General features: G+C 73.5%; 10 protein-coding genes. 1 reads left to right on the top strand and 9 read right to left on the bottom strand.

Annotation, left to right across the window (positions count from 1 at the left end):
* Positions 1-106: 106 nt before the first annotated feature.
* The 5 genes from ACIRPP_RS15075 to ACIRPP_RS15055 all read right to left on the bottom strand — a co-directional run bounded on the left by ACIRPP_RS15075 (position 107) and on the right by ACIRPP_RS15055 (position 7,032).
* Positions 107-379 (bottom strand): DUF6191 domain-containing protein, encoded by a 273-nt coding sequence (locus ACIRPP_RS15075; RefSeq protein ID WP_403642102.1) that lies wholly within the window; start codon positions 377-379, stop codon positions 107-109.
* Positions 380-415: 36 nt separating this feature from the next.
* On the bottom strand, positions 416-3,472 hold the full coding sequence (locus ACIRPP_RS15070; RefSeq protein ID WP_403642197.1) for an AAA family ATPase: 3,057 nt from the start codon (positions 3,470-3,472) through the stop codon (positions 416-418).
* A gap of 236 nt (positions 3,473-3,708) precedes the next feature.
* Positions 3,709-3,894, bottom strand: coding sequence for a hypothetical protein (locus tag ACIRPP_RS15065; protein ID WP_403642099.1), 186 nt, complete (start codon positions 3,892-3,894; stop codon positions 3,709-3,711).
* A 198-nt stretch (positions 3,895-4,092) separates the two neighbouring features.
* Positions 4,093-6,342, bottom strand: a complete 2,250-nt coding sequence (locus ACIRPP_RS15060; RefSeq protein WP_403642096.1) for an MMPL family transporter — start codon at positions 6,340-6,342, stop codon at positions 4,093-4,095.
* Positions 6,343-6,606: 264 nt separating this feature from the next.
* Positions 6,607-7,032 carry a hypothetical protein gene (locus ACIRPP_RS15055; protein ID WP_403642094.1) on the bottom strand — a complete coding sequence of 142 codons (426 nt, stop codon included), beginning with the start codon at positions 7,030-7,032 and terminating at the stop codon, positions 6,607-6,609.
* Positions 7,033-7,265: 233 nt separating this feature from the next.
* On the opposite strand from ACIRPP_RS15055, the gene ACIRPP_RS15050 reads away from it, so the two are divergent.
* Positions 7,266-8,096 carry an SAM-dependent methyltransferase gene (locus tag ACIRPP_RS15050; protein ID WP_403642091.1) on the top strand — a complete coding sequence of 277 codons (831 nt, stop codon included), beginning with the start codon at positions 7,266-7,268 and terminating at the stop codon, positions 8,094-8,096.
* A gap of 80 nt (positions 8,097-8,176) precedes the next feature.
* Here ACIRPP_RS15050 and gatB read toward each other — a convergent pair whose 3' ends face one another.
* From gatB to gatC, 4 genes are read right to left on the bottom strand one after another with little or no spacing between them, the layout of a single operon-like run.
* Positions 8,177-9,682 (bottom strand): Asp-tRNA(Asn)/Glu-tRNA(Gln) amidotransferase subunit GatB, encoded by a 1,506-nt coding sequence (gene gatB, locus ACIRPP_RS15045; protein WP_403642088.1) that lies wholly within the window; start codon positions 9,680-9,682, stop codon positions 8,177-8,179.
* Positions 9,683-9,697: 15 nt separating this feature from the next.
* On the bottom strand, positions 9,698-9,937 hold the full coding sequence (locus ACIRPP_RS15040; protein WP_164334242.1) for a hypothetical protein: 240 nt from the start codon (positions 9,935-9,937) through the stop codon (positions 9,698-9,700).
* Entirely contained in the window at positions 9,934-11,430 is a 1,497-nt protein-coding gene (gene gatA, locus ACIRPP_RS15035) for an Asp-tRNA(Asn)/Glu-tRNA(Gln) amidotransferase subunit GatA (protein ID WP_403642085.1), read from the bottom strand. The genes ACIRPP_RS15040 and gatA overlap by 4 nt, the downstream gene beginning before the upstream one ends.
* 5 nt (positions 11,431-11,435) lie before the next feature.
* Entirely contained in the window at positions 11,436-11,732 is a 297-nt protein-coding gene (gene gatC / locus ACIRPP_RS15030) for an Asp-tRNA(Asn)/Glu-tRNA(Gln) amidotransferase subunit GatC (protein ID WP_004925108.1), read from the bottom strand.
* Between the last annotated feature and the right edge of the window lie 7 nt (positions 11,733-11,739).

The raw sequence follows: 11,739 nt of genomic DNA, 5'->3' as shown, positions 1-11,739 counted from the left end.
GGCTCGCAAGGCGGACGAGGGCGTCAGGGCGGAGCCCTGACGACCGACGACATCGCGGCGAGGCGCGGTGCTCGCGGGGCCGGCGGGGCGTGGTGGGTCAGGACGATCAGGACGAGGCGGGTCCCGCGGCGGCGCCCGGTCCCGCGCCCTCCGGGGCGTCGTCGGCGCTGTCGCCGTCGTCCGGCCCGCCGGCCGCTCCGTCCCGGTCCTCCGGGTCCCCTGCCGCCGGGCGGACGACGACCTTCCCGGAGGCCAGGTCTATCGGCCCGCGCCCCGGGTCGGCGTCGCCGACGTCCACCCGGCTGAGCTCCAGCCGTTTCTGTTCGTCGCGGGTGTGCTTGCGACCGGGTGCGAACAGTTCCTCGAGGGCGTTGAACATCGCTCCCCTTTCCAGGGCCGCGTGGGCGTTACACCATTATCCCGCCATCGGCCCGGTACCGGCCTCCGCCGGGAACAGGCCCAGCCGGTGGGCCACGGCGGCGGCCTCGCCCCGGCCGGAGACCCCCAGCTTGGCGAGGATGTTGGAGACGTGGACGCTGGCCGTCTTGGGGGAGATGAACAGCTCCTCCGCGATGCGGCGGTTGGTGTGTCCGGCGGCCACCAGCCGCAGCACGTCGCGCTCCCGGCCGGTGAGGCCCAGGGCGTCGGCCGGGTCGGCGGGGCCGGCGGTCTGCTGCCGGGGGACGGAGTGCAGCGTCAGGCGGGCGCGCTGCGCCAGCAGGGTGGCGGACCGCGCCAGGGGCCGGGCCCCGAGGTGTTCGGCGACGCTCGCGGAGAGCCGGAGCAGGTCGGTGGCCCGGGCCCGCTCGTCGTCCTCCGCGCCGGAGGCGAGCAGTGCCTCGGCGAGCCGGAGCCGCGCGCGGGCGAGGTCGTAGGGCCGCTGGAGGGGTTCCAGGGCGGCGACGGCCGCGCTCCACTCCTCCGGAGCCGGCCGGCCCTCGGCCCGCCGCAGTTCGGCGCGCAGCCAGGCGTCGTGGGCCTCCCAGACGGGCACACCCGTGGCGAGGGTTTTGGCCGCCGTGCGCAGACGGTCGAGGACCTCGGGGCGGCCGGAGTCGGTGGCGGGTGCACCGAGGGCGTCGGCCTCGGCGCCGGCGGCGGCGACCAGCAGCGGCCAGCCGTAGCGCTGGGTGCCGGTCGGGAATCCGGTGTCGAGGGCGTCGAACAGCTCGGCGCGGGCGTCGGGCAGGCGGCCCTCCCCCGCGGCGATGCCCAGGGCGACACAGGTCAGCGGCAGGGCGTACTGCGGCATCGGGTCGTGGGTGCCGAGGGAGGCGCGGGCGGCGGTCAGGTGCCGGGACGCCTCGGCGAGGTCCCCGCGGTCCAGGGCCAGGTGGGCGAGGCGCATCAGGGCTCCGGCCCGGGGTCTCGCGCCGCGCTCCACACGCAGGGCGTTGCCCGCGGCCTCGGCCGCCTCGTCCCACCGTCCCAGGGAGTGCAGGGACTCGGCCAGGTTGCCCCACACCCAGTCCTCCGAGTCCAGCAGGCCGAGCGCGCGGGTGACCCGCACGCCGTCGCGCAGCAGGGCCACCGCCTCCTCCGACCGGCCGACGCCCTCCAGCGACGACGGCAGGTTGATGTGGCTGCGGCCCACGACCGGCTCCACGCCCAGCGCGGTGGCCCGGTCCTTGACCTCGTACATGGCGGCGAGGCCGGCGTCGATGTCGCCCGCGTCGACCATGAGGCCGCCGAGGGTGAGGCGGGCGTTGAGTTCGATGTCCTGGGCGCCGACCATGCGCGCGTACTCGACGGCCCGTTCGGCGGCGGCCATGGCGTCCGGTCCGGGGCGGTGCAGCATCGACCAGGCGGCGGCGGAGGCGAGCACCTCGGCGTGCACCTCGGACGGCGGCAGTCCGCGTACCAGCTCCTGGGCGGTGCCGAGTTCCTTCCAGCCGTCGCCGCGCGCGAGGGACTGGGTGAGCCGGGAGCGCTGGACCCAGAACCAGGCGGCGCGCAGGGGGTCGGGGTCCTCCTCCAGCAGCCGCAGGGCGCGTTTGGTGATCTTCAGGGCGCGTTCGCGTTCGCTGCTGAGCCGTCCGGCGACGGCGGCCTCGGCCATGAGGTCGAGGTAGCGCAGCGGGGTCGTCTCCGGGTCGCAGCCGCAAGGAGGGTAGACCTCGGTGTAGTCGGCGGGGCGCAGGGTGGAACGGACCGTGTCGGGGACGGAGTCCCACAGTTCCATCGCCCGTTCCAGCAGGCGCAGTTGTTCGGAGTGCGCGTGGCGGCGGCGGGCCTCGGCCGAGGCGTCGAGAACGGCGGGCAGTGCCTTGGTTGGGTCGCGGGCCTGGTACCAGTAGCTGGCCAGCCGGGTGACCCGCTCGTCGGCGGGCACGAGGGTGGGGTCGGCCTCCAGGGCCTCGGCGTACTGCCGGTTGAGGCGGGAGCGTTCGCCGGGCAGCAGGTCGTCGCTGACCGCCTCGCGGACGAGGGAGTGGCGGAAGCGGTAGCCGTCGCGGTCGGGTGCGGGGGTGAGGATGTTGCTGTTCACGGCGGCGCGCAGGGCCGCGAGGAGGTCGTCCTCGGCGAGCCCGGCGACGGCGGCCAGCAGCCGGTACTCGACGGTGGAGCCGCCCTCGGCGACGATCCGGGCGACCTGCTGGGCGCTCTCCGGCAGCCCCTCCACGCGGACCAGCAGGAGATCGCGCAGCGAGTCGGTGAGGCCGGTGCGGCAGCTCGCGGGTCCGGCGACGGCGAGTTCCTCGACGAAGAAGGCGTTGCCGTCGGAGCGTTCGAAGATCTCGTCCACGTGGGCGGGGTCGGGTTCCCGGGCGAGGATGCCGGCCATCTGGCAGCCGACCTCCTCGCGGGTGAAGCGGCCCAGTTCGAGGCGCCGGACGGTGCGGAGCCGGTCGAGTTCGGCGAGCAGGGGGCGCAGCGGGTGCCGGCGGTGGATGTCGTCGGAGCGGTAGGTGGCCAGCACGACGAGGCGTCCGGTGCGCAGGGTGCGCAGCAGGTAGGCGAGCAGGTGCCGGGTGGAGGCGTCCGCCCAGTGCAGGTCCTCCAGGGCGAGGATCACGGTGTGTCCGGCGGCGACGCGTTCGAGCAGGCGGGCGGTGAGCTCGAAGAGGCGGGCCATGCCGTGCTCGTCGCGGCGGGCCTCGCGGGCGGCCTCGGTGCCGAGTTCGGGCAGCAGCCGGGCCAGTTCCTCCTCCTGGCCCTCGGCGGCGGCCGCGAGTTCGTCGGGCAGTTCGCGGCGCAGTTGGCGCAGGGCGGTGGACAGGGGGGCGAAGGGCAGTCCGTCGGCGCCTATCTCGACGCAGCCGCCGAGTGCCACGACGGCGCCCCGGCTCCGGGCCGCGGTGGCGAACTCCTCGACGAGGCGGGTCTTGCCGACGCCCGCCTCGCCCGCGATCAGCAGCGCCTGCGGTTCACCCGCGGCGGCACCGGCGAGCGCGTCGTTCAACGCGCCCAGTTCGCCGCTGCGGCCGACGAACACGGGACTGACGGACCTGGTCTCCACGGCCCCGAGCATCGCACGCACCACCGACAGGGCGGCACCGGTTTTCCCCACGGCAGAAGCCGCCGGCCACCGCCCGCCGGGATCTTCGGCCGGGAGGCCCGCTGTCGGCGGGGCGGTGGCGGCGGCTGCCGCGGGGCGGGCGGGGCCGGCGGCGGGGTCCGGTCCGGACGCCGGAGCCGCGCCGGTGGCGGCCGGGTCCGGCGTGCGGCGGCCGACCCCCGTGCGGCCGCCGCTGCCCGGCGTCCGGTTCATGCCGCTCGGGCGAACCGGTACCGGCGGGTGCGGCGGCTATGGCTCTCGTCGGCGGCGCCCCGTGCGCCGGCATCGCGGCGGGCGGCACGGCGGACCCGGACGGCCTCCCGGACGCGGCGCTGCTCCTCGGCCGCGCCGATCAGTTCCTGCTGACGGAGCTTCTGGAACTCGTACTCGAACATGGTGTGGCCCCTCGGACGGTGTGTCGGTGGATCTCGCTGTCTGCGATGCCTCCACCTTCGTCTCCCAGGGGGGTCCGCCACATCGGGAGACTTCCGCATCTTCCGCGGCACCGGGGGCCTTAGACGGGTGTGAGGGGCCCCGGGGACGTCCGTAAGGTGCCTCAGGACGTCCCTGAGACCCCTCAGAGATCCGGCGGATCAGCCGGCCGTGTCGCCGGCGTCGTGCCGGGCCCGTTCCGCGGCGAGCACCCCGGCTACCTCGGCGTCGGTGACCTCGTCCAGCCGCTCGTGGGTGGCGCGGACCTCGGGCGGCTCGATGCTGATGCGCGGCAGGATCCGGTCGAGCGGTCGGAGCAGCCACCAGTTGGCGCCGCCGAGCATGTGCATGAGGGCCGGGACGAGGAGCGTGCGCAGGACGAAGGCGTCCAGGGCGACGGCGGCGGCGAGCGCGATGCCGAACATGGCGATCACACGGTCCCCGCTGAGGACGAAGGCGAGGAACACCGAGATCATGATCACGGCCGCGGAGTTGATCACCCGGCTGGTCTCGGCGAGGCCGACCCGGACCGCGCGCCGGTTGTCACCGGTCTCCAGCCACTCCTCGTACATCCGGCTGACCAGGAAGACCTGGTAGTCCATGGAGAGGCCGAAGAGCACGGACACCATGATCACGGGGAGGAAGGGCTCGATGGGCCCCGCCCGCCCCAGACCGAGCAGTTCGCTGCCCCAGCCCCACTGGAAGATCGCCACGACGACCCCGAAGGCGCCGGCCACCGCGGCCACGTTCATCGCGGCGGCCTTGAGCGGTATGCCGATGGAGCGGAAGGCGAGCAGGAGCAGCAGACAGCCGAGGGCGACGACGACACCGACGAAGACGGGCAGCTTGCCGACGATGACGTCGGCGAAGTCGTCGTAGCCGGCCGTCGTGCCGCCGACCAGCAGGTCGAGCGAGGTGCCCGCCTCCGCACGCGGCAGAACGTCCTCGCGCAGCCGGTCGACGAGGTCGCTGGTCCGCTCCGCCTGCGGGGAGGACTCGGGCACGACGGTGAGGTACGCGGTGTCGCCGGCCGTGCCGTAGGTGACCGGTGAGACGGAGGCGACGCCCTGGGTGTCGCGCAGGGTGGCGTCGAGGTCGCCGAGGGCCAGCCGGTCCTGGGCCCCGTCGACCCGGGTGACGACGGTGAGCGGGCCGTTCACGCCGGGGCCGAAGCCGTCGGCGAGGAGGTCGTAGGCCTGGCGGGTGGTGGACGTCCTGGGGTTGTTGCCCTGGTCGGACGTGCCCAGGTGCAGCGAGAGGGTGGGCAGCGCGAGGACCGCCATGACGACCAGGGCGACGACGCCGAGCAGCTTGGGGTGCCGCTCCACGAACGCCGACCAGCGGGCCGCCCACCCGGTCGGCAGCTCGGGCTGGGGGCCGAATGCGGCGAGCCTGCGGCGCTCGCGGCGGCTGAGCGCGCGCATGCCGATGAACGACAGCAGGGCGGGCAGCAGGGTGACGGACGCGGCGACCGTCAGGACCACGGTGAGCGAGGCCGCGACGGCGACGCCGTTGAGGAAGCTCAGCCGGAGGATCAGCATGCCCAGCAGGGCGATGCAAACGGTGGCACCCGCGAACACGACCGCGCGTCCGGTGGTGGCGACGGCCTCGGCGGCGGCCTCGGGCACGGACAGCCCGCGCTTGAGTCCGCGCCGGTGTCTGGTCACGATGAACAGCGCGTAGTCGATGCCGACGCCGAGCCCGATCAGCAGCCCGAGCATGGGCGCGAAGTCGGCGACGGTCATCACGTGCCCGAGCAGGGAGATGCCCGCGTACGCCGTGCCGACCCCGACCAGTGCGGTGGCGATGGGCAGCAGGGAGGCGGCGAGGGAGCCGAAGGCGAGGAACAGCACGACGGCGGCGACGAGCACGCCGACCGCCTCCGCGACGTGCCCCTCGGGGGCCTCGGTCAGGCCGACGGCGCTGCCGCTGAGTTCGACCTGCAGCCCGTCCGTCTCGGCGCTCTTGGCCGTCTCGACCACGGCCGCGGCCTGCCGGGCGTCGATGTCCTTGGCCTGGTCGGCGAAGGTGACGGTGGCGTAGGCGGTGCGGCCGTCCTCGCTGATCCGTCCGGCGCCCGCCGCGTCGTCGTAGGGGCCGGTCACGGAGGTGACACCGGGCAGCGCCGCGATGCGTTCCAGGGTGCGGGTCATGCTCTGCTCGACCGCGGCGTCACGGACGCCACCGGATCCGGTGTGCCACACGACGGTGTCGCTGTCGCCGCCGAGATCCGGGAAACCCTCGTGCAGCAGCTCGACGGCGCGGCCCGACTCGGTGCCCGGGACCTCGTAGTCGTTCGAGTAGGCGGAGCCCGCGACGGCGGCACCCGCGGCGACCCCGCCCAGGGCGAGGAGCCACAGCAGGACGACGAGCGGACGGCGTTGGACACACCAGCGTGCGAGGGCTGCCACGAATGTGCTCCCGGAATGACTCTGTGTGTGGATCTTTGACCGGGAACAGACGTTCATGGAATGAACCGCCCGCAAAGAACGCATGAGCAATGCCCTGTCACTCTTGCAGGCAACGATGATCAATTGTGATATTCGTGGGCTTGTTCACAGGAATGCGAGAGGGCTCACACGACAATCCCGCCGGCTGTGCCGAACCGCGTGAGATGTCTCACCGGATCGCCCCCGCGGGAAGGGAACTCTCCGGCGGGTCCCGGGCCGGCGACGTCAGTCGAACTGGTCGCCCAGCGCCATCACCATGAGCCCGGCGACCAGCAGCCACAGGGCCCGCCGGGTCCTGCCGCGGGAGCCGAGCACCGCCGCGAGGACGCAGACCGCGGCGCCGCCGGCGTACGCGGCGGGGACCGGCGCGGGCGCGGGACCGGCGAGGCGGAGCAGCGCGGCGGCCAGTCCCGCCACGGAGAGCACGGCGCCGGTGCCGGCCGCGACGAACCGGGCCCGGCGCGCCCGGGAGCCGTCGGCGTCGGTGTCCTCCTCCGGCTCCGGCCGCTCACCCGCCCCGCCGGGCGGCAGGGTCTCCCGGTCGTCGTCCGGGGCCGGGGCGGGGGCGTCCGGGCCGGCGGGGTCCCGGGGTGCCTCGTCCGGCTCCGGACGCGTGTCCGGGTGCGTGTCGGAATCGGCGCGTCCACTCATGGCCCGGGAGCGTAGCGGCCGGTGTCCCGGCACCGGGGGCGGGGTCCGGCCGGGTGCGGCCCTTGCCGATGTGCGGGTCCCGGCGCCCGTGTTCCCGAGGCCCGTGCGCGGGCCGCTCACCGAGCGCCGGGCGCGCGACACCCCGTGCCCGGGCCGGAGCGGGCCGTGCCGTCCCGGGCGGTTGTCCGACACGATGCAGGGGTCACTCACCTCAGCGAGGAGCCCGTTGCCCCATGCCGGACCGCCTTCCGAACCGCCCCGACTCCCCGGCCGGCCGCACCCCGGCCGATGACGCCCTGGCCGCCCGTCTGACCCTCCCCCGATACCCCCGCAGTGCTGCCTACGACGCCCGCTGGACGATCGAGAACCAGATGGGCCCACACGCGCTGTGGCTGCTGGAGTGGCTGGCCGGGGCCCTGGGGCCCGACGTCCTGCGGCCCGGTGCCCGGGTGCTCGACCTGGGCTGCGGGCGGGCCATGACGTCCGTCTTCCTGGCCCGCGAGTACGACGTCCGGGTCACCGCCGCCGACCTGTGGACCGAGCCCGGGGACAACGCGCGGCGCATCGCCGACGCCGGGGTCGCCGACCGGGTGCTGCCGGTCCGTGCCGAGGCGCACGACCTGCCCTTCGGCGAGGAGACGTTCGACGCGATCGTCTCCGTCGACGCGTACCAGTACTTCGGCACCGACGACCTGTACCTGCCCACGCTGACCCGGCTGCTGAAGCCGGGGGGCACCGTCGGCGTCGTGGTGCCCGCGCTGCGGGAGGAGATCGATGGGACCGAACCGCCGGAGCACCTGGAGCCGTTCTGGGAGCCGGCCTTCTGGTGCTTCCACTCCCCCGCCTGGTGGCGGCGGCACTGGACCCGCAGCGGGGCGGTGTCCGTGACGGCCGCCGACTGGCAGCCGGACGGCTGGCGCGACTGGCTGCTGTGGTGCGACGTGGTCGCCGAGGAGAGCGGCGACGACTTCCACGTGCGGATGAGCCGGGAGAGCGCGCGGATGCTGCGCGCCGACGAGGGCCGCACGCTGGGCTTCGCCCGCGTGGTGGGCCGCCGCCGCTGAGCCGGACGCGTGCCGACACGGAGCGAGGGGCGCACCGGCGGACCGTTGCGCCCCTCCTGACCTCCTGCGGATGAGCGCCGTCAGACGCCCAGCTTCTCCAGGATCAGTTCCTTCACCCGGGCCGCGTCGGCCTGCCCGCGCGTGGCCTTCATGACCGCGCCGACCAGGGCGCCGACCGCCGCCACCTTGCCGCCGCGGATCTTGTCCGCGACGCCCGGGTTGCCGGCGATGGCCTCCTCGACGGCGGCGGTGAGCGCGCCCTCGTCGGAGACGACCTTCAGGCCGCGCTTCTCCACGACCTCGTCGGGGGTGCCCTCGCCCGCGAGGACGCCCTCGATGACCTGGCGGGCCAGCTTGTCGTTGAGGTCGCCGGAGGTCACCAGCTCGGCGACCCGGGCGACCTGCGCGGGCGTGATGGCCAGCTCGTCCAGCGCCTTGCCCGACTCGTTGGCGCTGCGGGCCAGCTCGCCCATCCACCACTTGCGGGCGGAGGCCGCGTCGGCGCCGGCCTCGATGGTGGCGACGATCGGGTCCAGCGCACCGGCGTTGAGGATCGCCTGCATGTCGGTGCCGGAGATCCCCCACTCCTCGCGGAGCCGGTTGCGCCGCACCAGCGGCAGCTCGGGCAGTTCGGCGCGCAGCTTCTCGACCCACTCGCGGGACGGGGCGACGGGGACCAGGTCGGGCTCCGGGAAGTACCGGTAGTCCTCGGCCTCCTCCTTCACGCGGCCGGAGGTCGTGGACCCCGTGTCCTCGTGGAAGTGGCGGGTCTCCTGGACGATGGTGCCGCCCGAGTTCAGCACGGCCGCGTGCCGCTGGATCTCGAAGCGGGCGGCCCGCTCGACGGAGCGCAGCGAGTTGACGTTCTTGGTCTCGCTGCGGGTGCCGAACTTCTCGGCGCCCTTCGGCATCAGCGACAGGTTGACGTCGCAGCGCATCTGGCCCATCTCCATGCGGGCGTCGGACACACCGAGCGCCCGGATGAGTTCGCGCAGCTCACGGACGTAGGCCCGCGCGACCTCGGGGGCGCGCTCACCGGCGCCCACGATCGGCTTGGTGACGATCTCGATGAGCGGGATGCCGGCCCGGTTGTAGTCGAGCAGGGAGTGGGACGCGCCGTGGATGCGGCCGGTGGCGCCGCCGACGTGGGTCGACTTGCCGGTGTCCTCCTCCATGTGGGCGCGCTCGATCTCGACGCGGAAGGTCTCCCCGTCCTCCAGCTGCACGTCGAGGTAGCCGTCGAAGGCGATCGGCTCGTCGTACTGGGAGGTCTGGAAGTTCTTCGGCATGTCCGGATAGAAGTAGTTCTTCCGGGCGAAGCGGCACCATTCGGCGATCTCGCAGTGCAGTGCGAGACCGATCCTGATCGCCGACTCGACGCCGGTCGCGTTGACGACCGGGAGCGCTCCGGGCAGGCCGAGGCAGACCGGGCAGGTCTGGGTGTTCGGCTCGGCGCCCAGGGCGGTCGCGCAGCCGCAGAACATCTTGGTGCGGGTGCCGAGTTCGACATGGACCTCAAGGCCCATGACGGGGTCGTACGACGCCAGCGCGTCCTCGTACGACACCAGGTCGGTCGTGGTGGTCACGGTGAAACTTCCCTCTCAGCCCAGCAGGACGTCGTCGTCGCCCAGCCGCTTCAGCTCGCGGTAGAGGATGGCGAGGCCGGTGACGATGGCGGCGGCGGACACGGTGGCGTCGATCAGGACCAGGGTGTCCTTCTCCAGCCGGGCCTTCTTGACGCGCTTGGCGACGCCGACCGCGCCGAACGCGGTGGCGGCCATGGACAGGTACGTACCGGACCTGGACTTCTTGAAGCCCTTGGCCTTGGTCAGTGCACTCACAGCGACGGAGCCTCCTCGAGCAGCGGGTGGCCCCACTTTTCCACGAAGGCGGCCTCGACGGCGGCACCCACCTTGTAGAGGCGGTCGTCCTTCATGACCGGGGCGATGATCTGCAGTCCGACCGGCAGGTTGTCCTCGGGTGCGAGGCCGCAGGGCAGCGACATGGCCGCGTTGCCCGCCAGGTTGGTCGGGATGGTGCACAGGTCGGCGAGGTACATCGCCATCGGGTCGTCGGCGCGCTCGCCGATCGGGAAGGCGGTGGTCGGGGTCGTCGGGGAGACGATCACGTCGACCTGCTCGAACGCCGCGTCGAAGTCCCGCTTGATCAGCGTGCGGACCTTCTGGGCGCTGCCGTAGTACGCGTCGTAGTAGCCGGAGCTGAGCGCGTAGGTGCCGAGCATGATGCGGCGCTTGACCTCGTCGCCGAAGCCCGCCTCGCGGGTCAGCGAGGTGACCTCCTCGGCGGAGTGGCTGCCGTCGTCGCCGGTGCGCAGGCCGTAGCGCAGGCCGTCGAACCGGGCGAGGTTGGAGGAGCACTCGGAGGGCGCGATCAGGTAGTACGCCGACAGCGCGAGGTCGAAGGACGGGCAGTCCAGCTCGACGATCTCGGCGCCGAGCCCCTTGAGGAGTTCCACGGCCTCGTCGAACCGCTGGACGACACCGGCCTGGTAACCCTCGCCGCGGAACTGCTTGACGACGCCCACGCGCATGCCCTGGACGCTGCCGTTGCGGGCGGCCTCCACGACCGGCGGGACCGGCTCGTCGATGGAGGTGGAGTCCATCGGGTCGTGGCCGGCGATCACCTCGTGCAGCAGGGCCGCGTCCAGGACCGTGCGGGCGCAGGGGCCGCCCTGGTCGAGGGAGGAGGAGAACGCCACCATGCCGTAGCGGGACACCGCGCCGTACGTCGGCTTGACGCCGACGGTGCCGGTGACGGAGGCCGGCTGGCGGATGGAACCGCCGGTGTCGGTGCCGATGGCGAGCGGCGCCTGGAAGGAGGCGAGCGCGGCCGACGAGCCGCCGCCGGAGCCGCCGGGGATCCGGGTGAGGTCCCAGGGGTTGCCGGTCGGGCCGTAGGCGCTGTTCTCGGTGGAGGACCCCATGGCGAACTCGTCCATGTTGGTCTTGCCGAGGATGACGACGTCGGCGTCCTTGAGGCGCTTGGTGAGCGTCGCGTCGTACGGCGGGATCCAGCCCTCGAGCATCCTGGAGCCGACGGTGGTCGGGATGCCCTCGGTGGTGAAGATGTCCTTCAGGGCGAGGGGGACACCGGCCAGCGGGCCGAGCTTCTCCCCCTTGGCCCGCTTCTCGTCGACGGCACGGGCCTGCGCGAGAGCGCCCTCGCGGTCGACGTGCAGGAAGGCATGCACCTTCTCGTCGACGGCGTCGATGCGGGCCAGGTGGGCCTCGGTGACCTCCACGGCGGTGAGTTCGCCGGAGGCGATCTTCGCCGCGGTCTCGGCCGCGGTGAGCCTGATGATGTGGTCGCTCATGGCGGTTACTCCTCCCCCAGGATCTGCGGCACCTTGAAACGCTGCTGCTCCTGGGCCGGGGCGCCGGACAGCGCCTGCTCGGGGGTGAGCGAGGGACGGACCTCGTCCGGCCGCATGACGTTCGTCAGCGGAAGGGGGTGCGAGGTCGGCGGGACGTCTTGGTCGGCGACCTCACTGACGCGGGCCACCGCGCCGATGATGTCGTCGAGCTGGCCTGCGAAGTGGTCGAGCTCTTCGGGCTTCAGCTCCAGACGCGCCAGCCGGGCGAGGTGGGCGACCTCCTCGCGCGTGATGCCAGGCATGCAGCGT

This window comes from Streptomyces sp. NPDC101219, assembly GCF_044767675.1.
Taxonomy (GTDB): Bacteria; Actinomycetota; Actinomycetes; order Streptomycetales; family Streptomycetaceae; genus Streptomyces.
The sequence above is the reverse complement of the archived record's forward strand: the minus strand, read 5'-3'. Positions and strand labels throughout refer to the sequence as shown.